The organism is Cyanothece sp. BG0011, from assembly GCF_003013815.1.
Lineage (GTDB): Bacteria > Cyanobacteriota > Cyanobacteriia > Cyanobacteriales > Microcystaceae > Crocosphaera.
The window spans coordinates 1-19739 of record NZ_PRLH01000145.1 but is presented as its reverse complement, the minus strand read 5'-3'; the positions used below and the strand labels follow the sequence as shown (position 1 = coordinate 19739).

The window sequence follows — 19739 nt, the reverse complement described above, 5'->3', positions numbered from 1 at the left end:
AGGATAAATACTTAAGTAATTTTCGTCAGTGATCCCAGTCGGCTGAAGACTTTTTTAAGATTAGTTTTCAGCAAACCTTGCTATAACCATAGAAACAGTGTGAGTACGGCAACCGTTTATGAAACCATCCTGGCGAGAACATCTGAATATATCCCGTGTGGCGATCAAATATGCACGAGTCACCCTGTTTATGGCGATCGCGGTGGCAGTGGCGGGAATATTTGCCTTTAGTTCCCTCAAATACGCCCTATTTCCTGAAATACCCTTTCCTGTGGTCATTATTCAGGGTTCTGCTCCCTTAGAAACCGCTTTAGAAACAGAGAAACAGTTAACCAACCCCCTAGAAACTTCGTTGCGATCGCTAGAAGAGGCGGAACTGTTTTCGTCCACTTATCCTGGCCAAACCATCATTAATGTTGCCTTTGCAGCCGGGTTAAACCTCGATCAATCGACAGAAACTGTCAAAAACGCCATCAAACAGGCACAGTTACCCCCTGAGGCCACAGTAGAGGTGACACCATTTAACCTAAATGAGTCGGTGGCGGTAACTTATGCCATTTCGAGTCAGACGCAGCCGGTGGAAATTTTAGCATCTATTGCCCAAGAAAAAATTATCCCCTCCCTGGAAGGGGTTCCCGGCGTGAGACGAGTGGATTTATTAGGGGATAGTTCCGTCAGAGATATTCTTAATCGTAATTCACCGACTAATCCTCCTACTTTAACCCGATTAAATCAAGAGGATGTCTTAGCAGTTCAAGTGGTTAAAAAAGCGGACGGCAATACATTAGATGTCGCGGAGGCCATAGAGTCACAAATTACGAATTTACGGGAAAGTTTACCCGATGTTCAGTTAGTTATTGCTGAAACTCAAGCCGATTATATTGAGGAAGCCAGTCAAGCGACTTTAGAAGCATTATTAGGGGCGATTATTCTAGCGGTTTTAGTGATTTTTCCTTTCTTAAAAAATCTTCAAGCCACGTTAATTACTGCCTTAGCCATTCCTATGTCTTTACTAGGAACCTTTATTGTTATGGCCATTGCAGGGTTTAATTTAGAAACCATTACATTATTAGGGTTAGCGTTAGTAATTGGCATTATTGTTGATGATGCTATTGTCGATGTAGAAAATATTTCTCGTCATATTGATGAGGGAATGAGTCCCAAAGAAGCAGCCATTAAAGGAACAGATGAAATAGGGTTAACGGTATCCGCTTCTACGTTAACATTAGCGGCTGTGTTTCTTCCCATTGCTTTTATTGGAGGTAATTTAGGACAATTTTTTAAACCCTTTGGAATGACGGTAGCGGCTGCGGTTTTAATCTCTTTATTAGTCGCTCGAACCTTATCCCCTGTTTTGGCAATGTATTGGTTGAAACCGAGAAGAAGACGAGAAGAAAATCAGCCTAAACCGTTTATTTTAGTGCCGATTTATCGTCGTATTTTAAATTGGTCTTTATGTCATCGTAAAGCAGTTGTGGGCATTGCGTTGGTTAGTTTTGTTGTAGGTTTGGGGTTAATTCCTTTTATTCCTCAAGGGTTTGTTCCTAAATTAGATCGGGGAGAATTTAATGTTATTTATACCTTACCTAATCCAAAAATTCCTAATCGCTTAAAAGCGGCTCAAGAAAGAATGAATGAGGAGGACAGTCCTTCTTTATTTCAAGGGTTAATGGAGTCCCCCGAACAGATTTTATTAAGTAAAAATTATCGAGTAGGTAGTAAATTAGAAAGTATCGTTTTAGAAGATGCTAACGTTGAATCGGCTTATACCATTGCCGGTTATCAAGGTAATCCTCTTAAGGGTAGAATTTATGTGCAACTTAAGGATAATCGGACTTTAACCACTAGCCAAGTTCAAGAAGCAATCAGAGAAACCTTACCCAAATTAAAAGGGGGAAGTATTAGTGTAGAAGATATTCTTTTCATTGAAACCGGTGATGATAGTCCCCTAAAAATTGCTCTCTTAAGTAACAATTTAGAGAGTTTAGGAACAACAGCAACACAGTTAAAAGAACGTTTAGAAACCGTCCCAGGGTTAGTGGATATTAAACTATCAGCCAGTGTAGAAGGCTCATTTATCGAACATTTTCAACAAGAAAGAGTCATCTATTTAACTTCTAATTTATCCGAAGGCACTGGGTTAGGAGATGTGACGAAGAAAGTAATTGGAATCACTGAAGAAATATTACCTAATGATGTTACTTTTGATATTCAAGGGGCATCGGCCCAAGTGCGTAGTATTTTCCAAGAATTTGCGATCGCTTTATTCTTTGCTATCCTCTCGATGATGGTGATTTTATATATAACCTTTGGTCGCTTTTTAGAGTCGTTTGTGGTATTATTATCCCTACCTTTGTCTATTGTGGGTGCGATGTTTGCCTTATTAATTACTCAAAGTGATTTTGGCATGATCTCCTTAATTGGGTTAATCTTCTTGTTAGGTTTATTGGATAAAAATGCTATTCTGTTGATGGATTATACTAACCAATTAAGACAACAGGGAATGAGTCGTCATCAGGCTATTCTCAAGACAGGAGAAATTAGATTACGCCCCATTATTATGACCACTGCGTCTACCATTTTAGGGATGCTTCCCATTGCAGTCGGGTTAGGTGCTGGTGCAGAATTAAGACAACCCATGGCTGTTGCTATTATTGGCGGTTTAATTACTTCGTCTGTGTTGAGTTTAATTGTGGTTCCTGTCCTATATACTATCTTAGAAGATGGTTGGGAAACACTCTGTTTTCGGAGAATGAAACGAGTTGACAATTGATCAAGCTTTAGGTCATATTAAACAAGGAATATTTTTCAAAAAAAGGTTAAAATAGAAAAATCAAATTAATATGGCCTTCTTGTTTAATTCTTTACTTCTCACTACACTTTTAATGACCGGTGTCATTAATAAAGAAGAGAAAAAAGTCCTCGCCAGTCCAACCTCTAACTTAACTTATCAGGGAATTGATCATAATATACCTCAACTCAATTACTTGACAAAAAAGGAAAAAAATGTTAGTAAAATAGACACTTTAGAGAAAGCTTTAGAGGTTGCCAACTCTTTAAAAGATGTTCAAGCACAGCAGGAATTATTAATAAAAATTGCTCAGAAATATGCAGAATTAGGACAACAGAAAAAAGCAATAACAATTCTTAATCAATCATTAGAAACTATTCAATCTCTAGAAAACTTAAGTCAAAAAACCGAGTTAATGCTTGCTCTATCTCAAGCTTACAAAAACCTAGGGAAAAGAAAGATAGCCAAGAAAATTTTAGAAGAGACTATTATTTTAGTTAATGGTTTAGAAGATCAATTAATCAAAGCCCAACGTTTAACAGAAATTGCCTTAAGACAACCTAAAAAATCCGCCGATACCTTACTTACAGAAAGTCAGCAATTAATTGCAAAAGCATCCGAACCTGTTCCCTTATTTCCGTTTCAACCCACCTCTTTAGACGGAAGTATTAGCTTTTCTGGAAACATCGAGTCTGCTTTAAACAGCACTAACGAGTTTAGTATTAATTTAGGATTAAAACAGACCTGGAAATATGACGAATTTTCCTTTAGGGGATTATTTAGCACTAACTTTGATAGTGCAAGAGTCATGGATAGAGATCAAACAAAAATAGATTTAACAGGAGAATATCGCCATCACTTTGATGAAACTTGGAAATTTTTTACCTATAATACTTTTCTTCGAGATCAAGAAAATAATATTAACTATGATCTCAATTTAATTGCAGGGCCAGGGATTAATATTTTTCGTAAATCTCCTAACCATCGTCTAGATATGGGACTGGGTTTAGGGGCCAGATACGAAGATTCTTTAGGTAAACCCGATGATACTAATTTTCCTACGGTTAATTATTTAATTAGTTATCGAGATTTATTTTTTGAACGGTTAAACTATCGTCAACTTTTTATTTATAGTCTTCCTGTAGAAGATGCGGTTGACTCCCGAATTTTAGCCATTAGTGAATTATCTTGGCCCTTGTTTGAAAATTGGTCATTAACCGGACGTTTGCAGTATATTTATTTAGGGGTTCCCCCCGATAATAAACCCACCTCAGAAATTAATTTTTCTACCGGGTTAACCTACGACTTTTAATTAATAATGATGACAAAATGTGCTGTTGCTTTAGGTAGTAATTTAGGAGACTCGTTAAACATTTTAGAGACAACAATCACCTTGTTATCTCAACATCCTTCTATTGACTTAATATCCCATTCCCCTTGGTATCAAACCACCCCTATTGGTCCCCCTCAACCTGATTATTTTAATGGTTGTGCTATTTTAGAAACCAGTTTAACCCCTGAAGACCTTTTACAAACTTTACTCGGTATAGAGCAAAAATTTGGGCGTATTCGTCGAGAAAAATGGGGACCGAGAACCTTAGATTTAGACTTATTATTGTACGATGATTTAATCTTAGAAACCCCTTCTTTAACCATACCTCATCCTCTGATGTTAGAACGAGCCTTTGTATTAGTTCCCTTGGCTGATATCGCAGCTAGTTGGGTACATCCTATTACTAAAAAAACGATCAAAGAACACCTTAACGGGTTAAACTGTGAAGGGGTCAAAGAAGTCAGAAGTTCCTCACTCCGTTCCGGCGCTATCCCACAGAAGTCATAAGTCAGAAGTTAAATTAAATCGATAGCTTGGGACTTTGACCAATATCTTGTTAAATAAATAATTAATTAAATTTATGTCAACAGAAAAAGAATTACCGACTTATTTACAACAAAATCTATTTTATCGGGGTCGAAAATTCAATTTTGATGTCAATAAATTACGGTTACCCAATGGAGTGGAAGGGAACTGGGAATGTATTCGTCATCCTGGGGGGGCGTTAGCGGTTCCTATTACTAAAGAAGGTCAATTAGTCTTAGTGAGACAATATCGTTTTGCCGTGGAAAAAAGAATTTTAGAATTTCCGGCCGGAACCTTAGAAGTGGATGAAGAAGCATCCGTTACCATCGAGAGAGAAATACAAGAAGAGACGGGTTATGAAGCAAAAAAATGGAATTATTTAGGAAAATTTCCCTTAGCCCCTGGTTATTCTGATGAATATATTTATGCTTTTTTAGCACAAGAATTAGAGCAATTAGAGACTCCCCCCGAACAAGATGACGATGAAGATATTGAGGTAATTTTAATGAGTTTCGAGGAATTTGAACAAGCTATCTTATCAGGAGAAATTATCGACGGTAAAACAATTGCTAGTTTTTTCATGGCTAAGTTATTCTTAGGAAAAAAATAGAATCAGTGAACAGTTATCAGTTATCAGTTATCAGTTATAAATAAGTAGGGTGGGCAAGAATTTGAGTTAACTCATTGCTTTATGAACTCTTTAACTTGCCCGCCCTACAGTTTAAAGTTTTCTTATCATTTCAAAAAAAACTATCCTCAATATCATAACCAAAGAGTTGCGCCATAGATTTCAAGCGAAACTGAGAGTAAATCCCTTGTTTTTCTAACCAGTCAGAGAGAATAAATAACTTATTCATCACAAAAATTTCTAATGCTTCGGGGTTGTATTGAATGCCTTCAACTCTGTTAAATTGATGAGGAACTAACATGGCTGCATATCTGGCAATTTCTCCTTGTTTAGCATCTAATAGAAAGGGAAACCAAGGATAAATGGTATCAAGACGCACAAACCATAAACGAACTTCAGGAATTTCTGAGAGTTCCCTAGGATCACCCGGTTCACGAGGGTATTGAATATCAAAACTTAACCCTTGTTCTAAAGAAGCAATATCATTTTTTTCTAATAATGGGTCAATAATTTTTCTAACGGGACTAATATCTAATACAGTTAAGTGATTGAGGTGTACAGTGATAGTTTGAGTCATAGAATTTTCAATTTAATCGATAGCTAATTGACATAAGGATCATTAATATAATACTGTCAATGATGTAATTTACTAAACCTTTAGAACTGGTATGAAAAAAAGAGTCAAGATTTTAATTACATGGTTGCTTATTATGGGTCTAACTTGGATACCTATGATTAGTGTACCGTCTGCACAAGCGGTTATTGAACCTGAACTGGAAAAAACGGTTTTAGATATTATTCGTCAACACCCTGAAGTCCTGATCGAATCAGTTCAAGCTTATCAAAAACAGCAACAAGAACAACAACAACAATTTATACAGTCTTTTGTATCACAATTGAAAACCAATCCTCAAAGCATTATCGCTAACTCCCCAACCACTGGTAGTTTAACTCAAAAGAATATTCTTTTAGAATTTTCTGATTTTCAATGTCCCTATTGTCAAAAAGCTTACGAAACCGTTAAAGAATTTATAGAAAACCATGATGAGGTAACGTTAGTTTATAAACATTTTCCCTTAAGTAGTATTCATCCTCAAGCGATGGCCGCAGCCAAAGCGTCTTGGGCCGCAGGACAACAAGGGAAGTTTTGGCCTTATTATGATGCTTTATTTACGCAGCAAGAAAACTTAGGAGAAGAATTATATCTTGATCTTGCTAAAAACTTGAATCTTAATATTAATCAATTTGAACGCGATCGCCATAGTAAAAAGGCGGAGCTTGCTATTGCCGAAGATATGAAACTGGCTGAAAAAATAGGAATTCAAGGAACTCCTTTATTTGTTTTAAATGGTCAGTTTTTTGCCGGTGCGGTTCCTTTATCTACCCTAGAAACAGCTTTATCTTCAATGAATAATTAATTGAAAATTAGACAATATTACTGACCCTTAAACCGATGAAAATTTTATTGATCAGCCTTGGTATTATTATCCTTAGCTTACTGATTATTGAATGTAGCTTAAGGTTATTTTTAGGCTTAGGTAAACGTCCCATTTACATTGCTGATGAGGAAATCGGCTATTTATTAGCCCCTAATCAAAAGGTTCGTCGTTTGGGAAAATTGACGATAATTAATCAATATTCTATGCGAACCGAAGACATTAAAAAGAGTCCAGATAATGATACCATGAGGCTGTTTTTTATCGGAGATTCTATTGTTAATGGGGCCTGGTGGACAGATCAAAGCGAGACAATTTCCGCATTAGTTAAAGAAGAAATTGAAAAGAAGCTATCACAAACCATAGAAGTTTTAAACACTTCTGCAAACTCGTGGGGACCGAGAAATGAATTAGCTTATTTAAAACGGTTTGGAACCTTTGAGTCTCATGTTATCTTTTTGGTCATTAATACTGATGATTTATTTGCTACAAAACCGACTGCTTTAAGAGTGGGAAAAGACATTAATTATCCTGATCAACAACCGACTTTTGCTATAGAAGAAATTTTAGAAAAACTGTTTTATCGTGATCCTAAAATTCCAGGAATGGATAAAATAGTCAAAGAAAAAGGCGATCGCGTCGGGTTTAATTTAGAAGCCATTGAAAAAATGAAAGCGATCGCCATTGAAAACAAGAGTCAATTTATGATGGGTTTAACCCCTCTTAAACGAGAAATGAACCCCGAACCCAGAGACTATGAAAAAGTGGCTAGAAAACGTTTACAAGACTGGGTAGAGGTTAATAATGTACCGTATATTGACTTTTTACCAATCTTTGCCGAACAGAAAAATCTTGATGATTTATATCGAGATCATATTCATTTAAGTCCTTTAGGTAATCAATTAGTGAGTCAAAAAATTAGTGAGTTAATTATTAATATAAACTAATTTTTTATGATTAGTACAATTATGATGATAAAATGTTTACTTATTGTTCATTAAAACTAATTTTATTATGTGGCGAGTTAATGTTCGTTGTGATCAAGATGCTTGGAAAAAGTATGGGGCTAATTTTAAAACCATGACGGAAAATTATCAAGTCGAATTGATCGGTTCCCAGAAAATGCCTGATGGAAAGCGTATCATGGCTTATAAAATGGACGATATTAGTGATGTTGAAACTTTTATAGAAGATTGTGTCAAATTTCCTGGATTTACGGCTGACTTTGAATCTTTGTAACGGATTTAATCACAAGACATATAAAACTGGGTTAGTCTAATTCTGACCTTCTTTTATAGTTATAATTTAATCAAAGTCACTGCAATATTTCCGGAGAAGCAAACATCTACATCCGTTCCTTTTTCTCGTTCCCTTTTAGCGTATTCTCCATGATAATAAAATAAGTCACCTTCTACCCGATAATTAACCGGTAACGGATGAATACTGCTTTCACAAAAAATAATTTCAGGTTCGGGTGAATTGGGGTCTAAATGAGGTAAATTAACGTTCCAAAAACTACCCGATTCTAATGGTTTATCCCAGAGAATACTTAACACTTTTTCTGTCCATTTAACCGCTAAATCCCAGTTAATAATTAAAGGGCGTTTTATCCAATGGGAGATGGCAATACCAGGAATACCGTGCATGGCTGCTTCTCTAACGGCAGCAACTGTCCCAGAAATATAAACATCTACTCCTAAATTGCCTCCTGCATTAATCCCAGAAAGCACCCATTTTGTCTCTTTATTGATGTGTTTAACAGCAATTCTTGTGCAATCGGCTGGCGTTCCATCTATTGCATATTCGGTTATAGAACGCTTCTCTAACTGGATGGGTTTATGGGTAGTGACTCGATGTCCACAACCGGAATGAGGTTGTTTGGGTGCAACAATAATTCCTTGACCCCCTAATGCTTTTGATAAGGCACGAATTCCAGGGGCATCAATGCCATCATCATTAGTTAAAATAATTGTCATAATAGGAATTTACTGTGTTATTTTTGTCTAAATAAATAAACATCATCTTTTGTATAGGTTAAATCAAAATTGCCATTTTGTCTAACCCTCTCTTTAATGGTTTCAATTAATTCTGGAGAACTTTCTCGTCCGGGATGTCTTTGATTGAGTAAGATATAATCAAATTGATTTATATCAAAAGATTCAGCCCCATTTTGTGCTAATTTAATCATAGCACGTTGACTTATATGGGGTGCGATATAAGTGGAGGTTAAAACACTTCCTTTGGTAGAAATTTGAGTTATTGCTTCGTTGGTTGCTTTCCAGGTATCTAGAGACTCTAAATAACGAGAGGTAAAATGACCATATTTAGCTAAAGCTAAAAAACAAATTAATGACCAGGTTATTATATATTTAGGCTGACGAATTAAGCTTTTATTTGCCGCTAAAGCTGCGATCGCTGATAATAATAAAAAAGGTACAATAGGAACAGAATATTGATGAAGTAAATCTTTTTGGGGTTGATAATCAGTTAATAAATTTAGAGTTAAGGTAGGAATTGTAGGGACTAAAGCTGTTAAGTAACGAGGGGATAAACCCCAAATAACAGGAATAAATAAAAGGATAAGATATTCTAAATTAGCTAAAGTAAAAAGGCGACTCAAAATAATATTAGGTTGTAAAACTAAATTAGTGATAATTTCTGTTACTGAGTCCCCTAAAAAAGAATAACGTCCTACTGCAGCCACTCCATCCTCACTAAATTGAGGAATAATGTATTGTGTGGTAATAATAAACCAAAATACTCCTAAAACTAAAGCAAAGAATCCATAATTTTTCCGTTTTTCAAAAAATAATAACCAAACTCCCATTGCTGCAACTGTTAAGGATAACACTGCCTTACAACTTAAAATTAAAATAATAGCGCAAATAAACTGTGAAAAGTGTTTTGATCTCGCTGCCAAAACTGCCCAAAATATGGTAGGTAGGGCAATAACTTCCGCATGAAAATCAAATAAATTAACATTAAAAATTAAAGGATAAAGTAAATAAATAACTACTATTGTTAAAGTCAAATTATCTTTTAATCCTGCTTGCTTAGCTAAGAACCATAAGGGAACAATAGAAATGGATAAAGCGAACGCCTGGACTAATAACAACCAATAAACCGAGGGATAAACTTTATAAAATAAGGCTAAAGGATAAAAAATAAATGCTGCATGATCTCCTAAAATATGAGCATTAAAAAAAGAAGAAATGGGATTTTCTCCTTGACTAATTAAATAGACAGTTTGATCAAAAACAGCTAAATCCCAAGCGGTAGATTGAAATAAAATATGTCTTAAACTACTACAAACAAAAAGAATAGTAATGCTAATTATAAGTGGAGTGAAAATTGGATGAGATTTTAAATAAGATAATTTCATTTTATTTTTAATATAAAAGTTATCACTGTATATTATTATAAGGATTATCCTCTTTCTGAGGAGGAAAATACATTGATTTGATCGGAAAAGGAATTTCAATACCTTCTGCTTGATATCGTTGATGCAGTTTCTTTAGAAAGTGATGTTTAATTTCTAAATGGTCAAAAAATTCTCTTTCATGGACTTTTAAATAAATGGTTAAATTAATACTAAAGTAATCAAATTTATTGTACAAGATAAATGGATCACTGATATAGTCTTCTTCTTCTTCTTCTTCTATGATTTTCTCTTTTAATAAATCATTGGCCACTTCAAGGGTTATCTTTTCAACGGTTTCTAGGTTACTATCATAACCCACATCAAGGGTAACAGGAAGGACAATGGTTTTATTGGGTAAACTAAAGTTTTTGAAGCTTCCAGAAATAATTTTTGAGTTGGGAATAATCAATAAATTATCGGTTATTTCTTTTAAAACTGTATATTTTAATTCTACATCAAGAACATAACCACTTTCTCCACTGGCCAAACGAATATAGTCTCCCGGTCTCACTTTTCCTGACATAATAATATTCACCCCAGACATTAAGTTTGCTAGGGTCGTTTGTAAAGCTAAACCAACAGAAACACCACCGACTCCCAATGCAGTTAATAGGGGTGTTATTTGAATACCAATGGACTGTAATATGATTAAAACACCGAGACTATAAATAACAATTTTAGTAATAAATTCAAACAAAGATGTTAAGGGAGAAATCCCTTGTTCATCAGTGGTGTAAGCTTTAAGTAACCCCACTAATAGACGGGAAATAACGATGGTTGCAGAACCTAAAAATGTAGCAATGAGGAATTTATTTATAAGGATTTGAATTGCTATAGGAATAGGATAAATGTAAGAAGCAACCGCTATTCCTCCTAAAGAAAACCAAAGAATGCTAAATCCTTGAATTGAATTAATGATGATTTTGTCATACTTCCAGTGAGTTTTAGCAGCTAATTTTTTTATATTTTTGATTACTCTTCTTTCAAAAAGTATTCCTAATAAGACACCAAATAAAACGACTAATAAAGGACTAAGTATTTTAAAAACGTCTACTAGGCTAATATTAAACCCGAAATTCATGATTATAAATAGTTGAACTTTCTGAAGATTATAATACTGAATTTATAATTTATCAAGGTGAAACTCAGGGTTTACCATTCAATTACTTCAATCACTTAAACTTTCAGCAACTTGTAATGAGATTAGAAGCCCCAACTATAATCTTTGATTTAGTTGGGGTAGTTCACTATGATATTAAGTTTAATGGTTTAATTATTGATAGTTTGAAGTTGCTTGGCAACCCCTTGTACCGTCCATTTTTGTAATGGAAAAAGCATCAAATTCTCTCATCTCAAATTCACCTGTTATAGTGACTTGATCCCCAACGGCTAAGTTTTTAGCGGTGTGATCACCACAGACATCCCAAGTATCAACGGTAAGGGTGCGATTATTGGTCTGTAACTTGAATCCATCTTCCCAAACTTTCTGAATACGACCGGAAAAAGAAGTTCCTTGATTTTGACCAAGACTAACTCCTGTTGTGAGAAGAAGAACACCGAAAAAACCAAGACTAGCTATCTTTAACTTCATCTCTTTGTCCTCTAAAATTAAACTACACATTACTTAATTATTATAAAGCAAGTCTAAATAGGTTGTAGAAATTTTCTCTAACAAGGCTGCTTTTCCTCGGCCATTTGTTCACAATTCAAATAGATTAGATATAGAATAATCAATACATAACGAATTATTAACTAATTTTTGGTAATTTTAAGCCTTTACGTTCTTGTATAGGGAAATTATGCTCTAATTTGGGGGGTAATACTTGCTGAGGTTTACGGAAATGGGAGGGAAATAATCGAGAGTATTTATTCGTATCAGGTAATTGTAAATGACTATGTTTACTGTTGATTTTTTCTGCTAATTCCAAATCAAAAATATAACTATCTTCTGTTTCAGTATCCATCAATTCAATGGTGCAATTAACAGGATAATAATGTTGAGTGGTCACAGTAAAAGAAGCATGGTTTAAGGGATATCCTTTCAAGGTTTCTAAAATTAACTCCCCAACCAGAAAATCATGTTCCATATCATCAGGAATCACCAGGGTATGATTAAAATGATAAGGTAGTTTTTCATCGGATAACGGGTAATCTACTGATAATAAAATTTCTTCTGTTTCAGGATGAATTAATTCGTAACGAAGTTTAGCATTTAAGGCAATTTCTCCCTGCATATTAACCCCTTCCACTGTTCCTGATAAACTTATTCTTTCACCAGCATTGATAATGAACTCATCTTGGTCTAAACTAACGTCAATCAGGGACTTTGGCTTTAAGGGTTGGGCCTTGATTTCCTGTTCTTGGGGCGATTGTTTTCGATGTAATTGAGGTTCTATTTTTTCCCTTATCAGTTTTTCTAATTGCTCTAAATATACCTGTGCTTTATCATTAGGAGTAACCTCATTTTCTGACTCATCAGAACACTTAACCGATGGACTTTCATCCCTAGCTGGTAAAATAGTTAGGGTAATGGTTTCGGTCCAACTTTCCCCTAAAAATTCCGATAAAACATCCCCATGACAACGAATATTCCAAGAGGTTTCAGGTGTTAATTCAGTAAAAGGAAGAACCATCACTAACCCCTGGGAATTAAGGCGACGCTGATAAGATTGTGTCTGTTGATCAGGGGAACTAATCCGAACATCAACCACAGTATTAAAACGGTTCGATTTTCCCAAAATGCGATATTTTCCAGGTTCTAATTCTAAGTTAGAAGAATTAGCCGGATACCATTTAAGATCATCATCTTTTTGGATCAAAAATTCCCAGGAGGTCATCGTTGTTATGGTGTGGAGTGGTTCATTGTTCTTTTATGTCTGTCAAGTTGTTCAATTAGTTCCCCAACTTTAGTCAATAACTCTGCTTGGGTCATGGCTTGTTGTTCTTTGCTTTGCAACCATTTGAGTTGTATGGTCTTATGGTTGGCTTCTTCCTCTCCTAAAACGATACAAGCGATCGCTCCACTGCGATCGGCCCGTTTGAACTGCTTACCAAAAGCACTCCCACTCATGTCTAATTCCACCGTTAACCCCTCTTTTCGCAATTTTTGGGCTAAAATTAACCCTTGTGCTTCGGCGGCTTCTCCTCGCGAAACTATGTAGATATCTGGGGTCATTTCAGGAGATGATTGCAACTGCTTGAGCAGAATAATTAACCGTTCCATGCCAATGGCCCAACCCACTGCCGGGGTAGGGTTTCCTCCCAACTCTTCCACTAACCCGTCATAACGTCCCCCACCGCATACTGTTGCTTGGGCCCCTAAATCATCGGATATCATTTCAAAGGCGGTATGGGTGTAATAATCTAATCCTCTCACTAAGCAAGGGTTAATGTTGTATTCGATGCCAAGATCGGTTAACAGTTGTTGCACTTGATCAAAGTGTTTTTTAGAAGCCTCTCCGAGATGTTCTAAAATACTAGGGGCATTTTGATTAATTTCTTTAGTCCGCTTATCCTTACTATCGAGGATGCGTAGGGGGTTGCGTTGTAGACGATCTTGGGAGTCGGGATCAAGTTCTTCTTTGTAGGGGAGAAAGTAGTTAACTAAAGCGTCTCTGTAGTTTTGTCTATCATTGCGATCGCCGACGGAATTAATATCTAATTTTAAACTTTGTAATCCTAATGTTTTGAGGATATCCGTAGCTAAGGCAATGACCTCTACATCTGCCCTCGGATCGGCTGTACCGATTAATTCTAACCCAATTTGATGAAACTGTCGTTGACGACCGGCTTGGGGTCTTTCGTAGCGAAACATTGGGCCACAATACCACAGACGTTGCACCCCACCTGCAGCATATAAGTTATTTTGTAAATAGGCACGGACGACTCCTGCTGTACCTTCGGGCCGTAACGTTAACGAGCGATCCCCCCTATCGCTAAAGGTATACATTTCTTTGCCCACAACATCCGTTGCTTCTCCTATTCCCCTTTCAAACAGAGAAGTTTGCTCAAAAATAGGGGGACGTATTTCATAGTACATGGCACGACTGAGTATTTGCGTCGCTATACTTTCTACATATTGCCAGTATCCTATCTCTTCTGGCAGAATATCTCTGGTTCCTGGTAGTGTTTGAATAGTACCCATTGGGGTGTGTTTCGCCTAAAAATTTCCTACGCTTGATGATACCTTGTTTTTAGTAAGTTTGACGGATAACGTTATCCGTCAACGAGACTATAGTTAGAATATGATATGAACATCCGATAAAATTATCATACCAATGAAAAAACAAAAAATTGCCATCACCTTAGACGAAAGTTTAATCGGTTTTTTAGATAAGATGGCTGAGGGTAATCGTAGCCAATACCTCAACAATCTTCTTACAGAACATCGAAATAAAGTTATAGAAGAGCAGTTGATCGCATCTTTATCTGAAGACACTCAAGATCCCCAATATCAGAAAGAAATACAAGAGTGGGAAGGTGTAGTGGGAGATGGTATTGATGAGGAAGAATAAAGTAACCTATACTACTCCATATCTTCTAATTGCGTTGTTAATAAATTTATTTTTAGTTTTTGTAACCAAGGTAACTTATAGTTAATTTGTCCAGCATCTTTAATTTTATTAATTAGTGAATCGTATGTTCTAATTTTCAGATTAGAATTATTTCGATTATGTCTCCGTTTTAAATTTCTTTTTTGCTCATTATTTTTAAACTCTTTTGCTCTTCCAATTAGTAATATTCCTTTAGGTTCTGTAAATGAATCGATGCCGTACACATCCCTAATCGCTCCTTGATTGATAGTACAGTAATCAATATATCTAGTAAGTTGATTAACTCCTCTATTCGCTGCATTACTATATCTAAAATCTCCATTTTTATCCTCAAGCCAAATCTTTTCATTTGCTCCTTTCAATTCCAATACCCACCAAGTTACGCCGTCTGAATTATCTCCTGCAAATAAATAATCTGGTTTTAAGCCCTTATTCTGTCCAACACGAGGTTTAATCAATTGTTGAGGCAGAATCCAAGCACCATGATGTCCTGTCCAAAAAAAAACAGAAATAAATGCTAATATGGAAAGATTTTCTTGTAAAAAATTATTGATTTGTGTCTCATCTGAATTTTTAATTATTAGTGATAAAAATTCGTCTACTTGCTGTGACGTTATGTCATATGGATCGACTCTAAATTCATCAGGGGGATAAATTCTCATAAATAGTTATTTGGTTAAACAAGTGGCTTTGATTTTTCGATAGAAATGATTTCAATCATTATACAAAAGGATTATAGTAGATAACATTACAGTGAAATTTCTCTACTGTTATCTCTAATAGGATTAAAATCCTCATCTTCTCCCACATCAGGCATAGCAAGCAATAACTCTTTAAGAGAATTTTCTGTAGTTTCTGGTGCAAAAACCCTAGTTAAAATTGAATCTAGTTCTGATTCTAGGGAGTGACCATGTATGGCTGCTCTTTGTTGTAAGTGATCGCGATTATCTTTACTCAAATTGTCAAGATTGATATTGGTCATGGTTGGTTATACATTGAAATAGTATTGTATGTATACATCATTGTACATATGTCAAGAGAAATTTAGTAATTGCAGTTTAATTTTAATAGGGTGGATCTAAGAATAATGTTAAAATAGCAATGATACTAATACATTATGTATTAGTATCATTGCTAATATATTGATAAAAATCTCTAGATCGATGATTACCGAGTTATCAGAAGAACAAGAAATAGTTCTCCCTAAATACATAGAAAAGTGGAAAGCGATCGCAACGCAAACTAAACCAATAAATAGAGATAAAGCAGCAGCAACAATTAAAAAGGCTTATAAAACAATTAACTACAGTAACCCAGAAATTATCTTTATTGGTAGTCCTTTTGGTGCGATAAAAAAAATTTTAGCAACTGAAAATTATCAATTATATTTAGGACGCAACATTCGTAACAAATTTCAGAAAAGAGTATATGATCATCTTTTTCATTTAATTGAAAAACAATTAGATAAACCTATTTTTTACGAACTCATGAATAAGACACTGCTTAAAGGAGAACCAAACAGCGAACTCTCAGTGTTTCATTTTCCTTACGGTGTAGAAAGTTGTGTAGAATCGCAAATATTTCAAGATTTGGGGCGTATCGATCCTGACTATTTAGACACCCAATATGAAGAAGTTTCCAAGCTAATAAGAAGTTTGTTTAGACTTGATTGGTTTAGTCGTAGTTGTATGTTCGATTTTTGTATCTCCGAACTCAAGTTACAGTACGATCGCCAGAAATGGCAGGTGATACAGGAATTAATGCAGCAATGCGACTTTGTTGCGATGTTCGAGAATGTTTGTTTTGTATGCGATCGCCCTATTAAATTATCATTAGATAGCCAAAACCGACTTCATGCTGAATGGGAATATGCACTGCAATTTGCTGATGATTATGGAGTCTATGCCTATCATGGAATGGGAGAGCGTCCTGAAGGTGAAAAATGTACTAACGACCAATACATAAAACCAGGTACGAAAGTAAGACTTCCTTCCACTGGGGAGTATGGAATTGTAGCTCATTGCTGGTATAGCGAAGAGATTTATGACTATGATTGCTATGTAGCATTTTACGGAACTTCTTTTCCCGATGAAAAAACCGATTGCAGACCTTATATTTTTCGTTATGCTGCTACTTCTTTAGAAATTTTAGAATAACTTTCTAGCTTAACTGTTCAACTCTTTTTGTGTCTCTGCAATAACTCATAGACACCAACAATTATTATAATGCTACCCCCTCCTCTTTGTAAGAAAAATTTTATATTTATTCTATAAGCGATCTCGAAGAGATCCGCTTTGCGGCGCGCATTTTCCCTCATAGATAAGTAAAACTTTTCACTAACTTAAACTTACTTTTAAAATTCCTAATTTACATTCCGTTACTTGTAATAAAACTTAATATTTTATTGAGAATAATTTTTATTTGTAAACGAGTTCATGGGATTTTTGCGCTATACTCTAATTTTCATAATAGAGTTCTGGTATCTAATTTTTGCCAAAAATAGGATCAAACCCTGATTACCTCGTCCAAAAAAGATTTTTAAATCTATCAGAGGTTGGCAAAATCCCCCTAAAAAAGCCCCAAAATTAGACGCATTTTGTATATTTTTATGACGATTAAAAAATTAAATTTGACAAAATTTGTATAGTATGTTTCAAGCGATAAAGTCATATTTATCCCTGGTTTCACTCCCATTAATTTATGTATTTTGTCAACGACAACAAGATTAAGGTATAGTAAAATTTTGGCATCGTCAGCAAGGATATTACTTGTTCAAAATGTCAATTACCAACACGATTCACTTTAGAAATGTCAAGGGCGATATCTTCGGTGGGCTAACGGCCGCAGTTATCGCGTTACCCATGGCGTTAACCTTCGGGGTTGCTTCTGGTGCCGGAGCGTCTTCTGGGTTGTGGGGAGCCATTTTAATCGGCTTTTTTGCCGCCCTGTTCGGGGGAACCCCGACCCTGATCTCTGAGCCCACCGGTCCGATGACGGTGGTGATGACCTCAGTGATTGCCAGTTTAACCGCAGCTAATCCTGAGCAGGGGTTAGCCATGGCTTTTACCGTGGTCATGTTGGCCGGGGTGTTCCAAATTCTCTTTGGGGTGTTTAAACTAGGGAAATACGTTACCCTGATGCCCTACACAGTGATTTCTGGCTTTATGTCAGGCATTGGGGTTATTTTAATTATTTTGCAAATTGCACCCTTTCTCGGCCAAGCGAGTCCAAAAGGGGGAGTGGTTGGAACCGTGCAGAATATACCCAACCTCATCGGCAGTATCAATCCTTTAGAAACTCTCTTAGCGGTTATCACTGTCGCTATTCTTTTCTTCTATCCTAGAAAGTTCAAGAAATATATGCCACCCCAGTTACTGGCTTTAATTGTGGGGAGTTTAATTGCTGTATTCTTGTTTGGTGACGCTGAAATTCGCCGTATTGGGGAAATATCCGTCGGTTTGCCCAGTTTACAAGTTCCGACCTTTACGGCCGCTCAACTGCGGACTATGTTCGTGGACGCTTTAGTATTGGCCATGTTGGGGTGTATCGATGCTTTGTTGACATCCTTGGTAGCAGACAGTTTAACCCGTACTGAACACGATTCTAACAAAGAATTAATCGGTCAAGGACTGGGTAACTTAGTCTCTGGTTTATTCGGTGGTATTGCCGGTGCCGGTGCAACCATGGGAACCGTAGTTAATATTCAAACTGGGGGTAGAACGGCTGTTTCAGGCTTAAGTCGGGCCTTAATTTTACTGGTAGTGGTATTAGGGTTGAGTCAATATTTACAAGGTATTCCCTTAGCCGTATTAGCGGGTATCGCCTTAAAAGTCGGTATCGATATTGTTGACTGGGGTTTCCTCAAACGCGCTCACAAAATCTCTGTTAAAGCTGCTTTAATCATGTACGGGGTGATTGGATTAACCGTCTTTGTAGATTTAATTGTAGCAGTTGGAGTCGGTGTGTTTGTGGCCAATATTCTCACCATTGAACGTCTATCAAATCATCGGGCTGATAAAGTTAAAGCCATCACTTACGATGATGAAGAAATTGACCTTAAACCGGAAGAGAAAAAATTATTAGAAGAAGCGAATGGTAAGGTTCTACTCTTCTATCTCAGTGGTCCGATGATTTTTGGTGTTGCCAAAGCTATCTCCCGTGAACATAATCTCATCAACGATTATCAAGCATTGGTGTTAGATTTATCAGAGGTTCCTATTTTAGGGGTAACCTCTTCTTTAGCCTTAGAAAATGCCATTCAAGAAGCCGTAGAAAAAGGTCGTCACGTCTTTTTAGTTGGTGTGAGTGGACAAGCAGAAAGCCGTTTAAGAAAGTTAGGATTGATGGATATTGTTTCTCCTGATCATATTATGAGCGATCGCACCATGGCTCTCAAAGAAGCGGTTATGTCCATTGAGTCAGATAAAATAGAAGAGCAAAGTGAGGTTTAGATCGTTCTCTTATCTTCTTGATCTAAAGTGGGTGAGGAGTGTGGGAAGTGTAGTAACAAAGAGACTTTGACAATCAATGATGATGGTGTTTGATACTCAGATTTTCCCTGATAAATTGATTTATCCTGGGGTAAGATGTGAGTATCATTCATAATTTTTCTCAACGAATTGATTCTCTCATCATTAGGAAAATTCAAGGTAATCAGGCATAATAGAATTAAGGCTCTACAATGTGTCAGAACAAAACAGACTTTAACCGTAATAAGGAAATAATTTCAACATGGGAAAAAGCCAAAACCCTAATGAGGAAAAATGGTGGGAAACTGGTGTCATTTATCAAATTTATCCCCTAACTTTTGCCGATAGTGATGGAGACGGAATCGGAGATTTACAAGGAATTATCAAGAAATTAGATTATCTAAATGATGGTGATCCCAACAGTGAAACATCCCTAGGCATTGATGCCATTTGGTTATCTCCGATTAATCAATCTCCCATGATTGATAATGGCTATGATGTCAGTGATTATTATGATATTAGTGATACCTTTGGCAGTTTAAAGGATTTTGAGACGTTACTTACTGAATGTCATAGAAGAGGG

20 protein-coding genes are annotated in these 19739 nt (G+C 36.1%); 11 read left to right on the top strand and 9 right to left on the bottom strand.

The genetic code is table 11. The annotated features are described in order from the left end of the window. The first annotated feature begins 118 nt into the window (after window positions 1-118). The 4 genes from C4E06_RS18925 to C4E06_RS18910 all read left to right on the top strand — a co-directional run bounded on the left by C4E06_RS18925 (window position 119) and on the right by C4E06_RS18910 (window position 5259). On the top strand, window positions 119-2773 hold the full coding sequence (locus C4E06_RS18925) for an efflux RND transporter permease subunit (protein WP_107669701.1): 2655 nt from the start codon (window positions 119-121) through the stop codon (window positions 2771-2773). A gap of 70 nt (window positions 2774-2843) precedes the next feature. Further along, on the top strand, window positions 2844-4103 hold the full coding sequence (locus tag C4E06_RS18920; protein WP_107669699.1) for a DUF481 domain-containing protein: 1260 nt from the start codon (window positions 2844-2846) through the stop codon (window positions 4101-4103). 6 nt (window positions 4104-4109) lie between these two features. Further along, entirely contained in the window at window positions 4110-4631 is a 522-nt protein-coding gene (gene folK, locus C4E06_RS18915) for a 2-amino-4-hydroxy-6-hydroxymethyldihydropteridine diphosphokinase (protein ID WP_107669697.1), read from the top strand. 73 nt (window positions 4632-4704) lie between these two features. Next, window positions 4705-5259, top strand: coding sequence for an NUDIX hydrolase (locus C4E06_RS18910; protein ID WP_107669695.1), 555 nt, complete (start codon window positions 4705-4707; stop codon window positions 5257-5259). A 130-nt stretch (window positions 5260-5389) separates the two neighbouring features. On the opposite strand, the gene C4E06_RS18905 is transcribed toward C4E06_RS18910, so the two are convergent. Beyond that, on the bottom strand, window positions 5390-5854 hold the full coding sequence (locus tag C4E06_RS18905; protein ID WP_107669693.1) for a CRR6 family NdhI maturation factor: 465 nt from the start codon (window positions 5852-5854) through the stop codon (window positions 5390-5392). A gap of 154 nt (window positions 5855-6008) precedes the next feature. On the opposite strand from C4E06_RS18905, the gene C4E06_RS18900 reads away from it, so the two are divergent. The 3 genes from C4E06_RS18900 (at window position 6009) to C4E06_RS18890 (ending at window position 7952) form a co-directional block, all read left to right on the top strand. After that, entirely contained in the window at window positions 6009-6695 is a 687-nt protein-coding gene (locus C4E06_RS18900) for a thioredoxin domain-containing protein (protein WP_232826300.1), read from the top strand. A 35-nt stretch (window positions 6696-6730) separates the two neighbouring features. Beyond that, complete coding sequence (locus C4E06_RS18895) at window positions 6731-7660, top strand: SGNH/GDSL hydrolase family protein (protein ID WP_107669680.1); 930 nt, start codon at window positions 6731-6733, stop codon at window positions 7658-7660. Between the two features lie 67 nt (window positions 7661-7727). Further along, window positions 7728-7952, top strand: coding sequence for a hypothetical protein (locus C4E06_RS18890; RefSeq protein ID WP_107669678.1), 225 nt, complete (start codon window positions 7728-7730; stop codon window positions 7950-7952). A 59-nt stretch (window positions 7953-8011) separates the two neighbouring features. On the opposite strand, the gene surE is transcribed toward C4E06_RS18890, so the two are convergent. The 6 genes from surE to hisS all read right to left on the bottom strand — a co-directional run bounded on the left by surE (window position 8012) and on the right by hisS (window position 14278). Next, entirely contained in the window at window positions 8012-8689 is a 678-nt protein-coding gene (surE, locus tag C4E06_RS18885) for a 5'/3'-nucleotidase SurE (RefSeq protein ID WP_107669676.1), read from the bottom strand. Window positions 8690-8706: 17 nt separating this feature from the next. Then, entirely contained in the window at window positions 8707-10095 is a 1389-nt protein-coding gene (locus tag C4E06_RS18880; protein ID WP_107669674.1) for a DUF2079 domain-containing protein, read from the bottom strand. Window positions 10096-10117: 22 nt separating this feature from the next. After that, entirely contained in the window at window positions 10118-11215 is a 1098-nt protein-coding gene (locus C4E06_RS18875) for a mechanosensitive ion channel family protein (protein WP_107669672.1), read from the bottom strand. A gap of 192 nt (window positions 11216-11407) precedes the next feature. Beyond that, window positions 11408-11755: a hypothetical protein gene (locus C4E06_RS18870; protein ID WP_198648813.1), complete on the bottom strand. Its 348-nt coding sequence runs from the start codon at window positions 11753-11755 to the stop codon at window positions 11408-11410. 127 nt (window positions 11756-11882) lie between these two features. Then, window positions 11883-12971, bottom strand: coding sequence for a hypothetical protein (locus C4E06_RS18865; RefSeq protein WP_107669668.1), 1089 nt, complete (start codon window positions 12969-12971; stop codon window positions 11883-11885). Between the two features lie 5 nt (window positions 12972-12976). After that, window positions 12977-14278: a histidine--tRNA ligase gene (hisS, locus tag C4E06_RS18860; protein ID WP_107669666.1), complete on the bottom strand. Its 1302-nt coding sequence runs from the start codon at window positions 14276-14278 to the stop codon at window positions 12977-12979. Window positions 14279-14411: 133 nt separating this feature from the next. On the opposite strand from hisS, the gene C4E06_RS18855 reads away from it, so the two are divergent. Then, on the top strand, window positions 14412-14648 hold the full coding sequence (locus C4E06_RS18855; protein WP_107669664.1) for a CopG family transcriptional regulator: 237 nt from the start codon (window positions 14412-14414) through the stop codon (window positions 14646-14648). 11 nt (window positions 14649-14659) lie between these two features. Here the strand turns inward: C4E06_RS18855 and C4E06_RS18850 are convergent, their stop codons facing one another. Both C4E06_RS18850 and C4E06_RS18845 read right to left on the bottom strand, forming a co-directional pair. Continuing rightward, window positions 14660-15349, bottom strand: a complete 690-nt coding sequence (locus C4E06_RS18850; RefSeq protein WP_107669662.1) for a Shedu anti-phage system protein SduA domain-containing protein — start codon at window positions 15347-15349, stop codon at window positions 14660-14662. 86 nt (window positions 15350-15435) lie between these two features. Further along, entirely contained in the window at window positions 15436-15669 is a 234-nt protein-coding gene (locus C4E06_RS18845) for a DNA-binding protein (protein WP_107669660.1), read from the bottom strand. A gap of 181 nt (window positions 15670-15850) precedes the next feature. On the opposite strand from C4E06_RS18845, the gene C4E06_RS28175 reads away from it, so the two are divergent. The 3 genes from C4E06_RS28175 to C4E06_RS18830 form a co-directional block, all read left to right on the top strand. Continuing rightward, window positions 15851-16843 (top strand): DUF6745 domain-containing protein, encoded by a 993-nt coding sequence (locus C4E06_RS28175; RefSeq protein ID WP_198648812.1) that lies wholly within the window; start codon window positions 15851-15853, stop codon window positions 16841-16843. A gap of 621 nt (window positions 16844-17464) precedes the next feature. Next, window positions 17465-19138, top strand: coding sequence for a SulP family inorganic anion transporter (locus tag C4E06_RS18835; protein WP_107669657.1), 1674 nt, complete (start codon window positions 17465-17467; stop codon window positions 19136-19138). Window positions 19139-19418: 280 nt separating this feature from the next. After that, window positions 19419-19739: alpha-amylase family glycosyl hydrolase (locus C4E06_RS18830; RefSeq protein ID WP_255412167.1), on the top strand; the 321-nt coding region annotated here is incomplete at its 3' end.

Bases quoted from the DNA above. Each gene is read 5' to 3' on its own strand.
- C4E06_RS18890 (WP_107669678.1), top strand. From the start codon at position 7,728: ATGTGGCGAGTTAATGTTCGTTGTGATCAAGATGCTTGGAAAAAGTAT.
- C4E06_RS18850 (WP_107669662.1), bottom strand. From the start codon at position 15,349: ATGAGAATTTATCCCCCTGATGAATTTAGAGTCGATCCATATGACATA.
- C4E06_RS18835 (WP_107669657.1), top strand. From the start codon at position 17,465: ATGTCAATTACCAACACGATTCACTTTAGAAATGTCAAGGGCGATATC.
- folK (WP_107669697.1), top strand. From the start codon at position 4,110: ATGATGACAAAATGTGCTGTTGCTTTAGGTAGTAATTTAGGAGACTCG.
- C4E06_RS18845 (WP_107669660.1), bottom strand. From the start codon at position 15,669: ATGACCAATATCAATCTTGACAATTTGAGTAAAGATAATCGCGATCAC.
- C4E06_RS18870 (WP_198648813.1), bottom strand. From the start codon at position 11,755: ATGTGTAGTTTAATTTTAGAGGACAAAGAGATGAAGTTAAAGATAGCT.
- C4E06_RS18880 (WP_107669674.1), bottom strand. From the start codon at position 10,095: ATGAAATTATCTTATTTAAAATCTCATCCAATTTTCACTCCACTTATA.
- C4E06_RS18865 (WP_107669668.1), bottom strand. From the start codon at position 12,971: ATGACCTCCTGGGAATTTTTGATCCAAAAAGATGATGATCTTAAATGG.
- C4E06_RS18925 (WP_107669701.1), top strand. From the start codon at position 119: ATGAAACCATCCTGGCGAGAACATCTGAATATATCCCGTGTGGCGATC.
- C4E06_RS28175 (WP_198648812.1), top strand. From the start codon at position 15,851: ATGATTACCGAGTTATCAGAAGAACAAGAAATAGTTCTCCCTAAATAC.
- C4E06_RS18895 (WP_107669680.1), top strand. From the start codon at position 6,731: ATGAAAATTTTATTGATCAGCCTTGGTATTATTATCCTTAGCTTACTG.
- surE (WP_107669676.1), bottom strand. From the start codon at position 8,689: ATGACAATTATTTTAACTAATGATGATGGCATTGATGCCCCTGGAATT.
- C4E06_RS18875 (WP_107669672.1), bottom strand. From the start codon at position 11,215: ATGAATTTCGGGTTTAATATTAGCCTAGTAGACGTTTTTAAAATACTT.
- C4E06_RS18920 (WP_107669699.1), top strand. From the start codon at position 2,844: ATGGCCTTCTTGTTTAATTCTTTACTTCTCACTACACTTTTAATGACC.
- C4E06_RS18905 (WP_107669693.1), bottom strand. From the start codon at position 5,854: ATGACTCAAACTATCACTGTACACCTCAATCACTTAACTGTATTAGAT.
- C4E06_RS18910 (WP_107669695.1), top strand. From the start codon at position 4,705: ATGTCAACAGAAAAAGAATTACCGACTTATTTACAACAAAATCTATTT.
- C4E06_RS18900 (WP_232826300.1), top strand. From the start codon at position 6,009: ATGATTAGTGTACCGTCTGCACAAGCGGTTATTGAACCTGAACTGGAA.
- hisS (WP_107669666.1), bottom strand. From the start codon at position 14,278: ATGGGTACTATTCAAACACTACCAGGAACCAGAGATATTCTGCCAGAA.
- C4E06_RS18855 (WP_107669664.1), top strand. From the start codon at position 14,412: ATGAAAAAACAAAAAATTGCCATCACCTTAGACGAAAGTTTAATCGGT.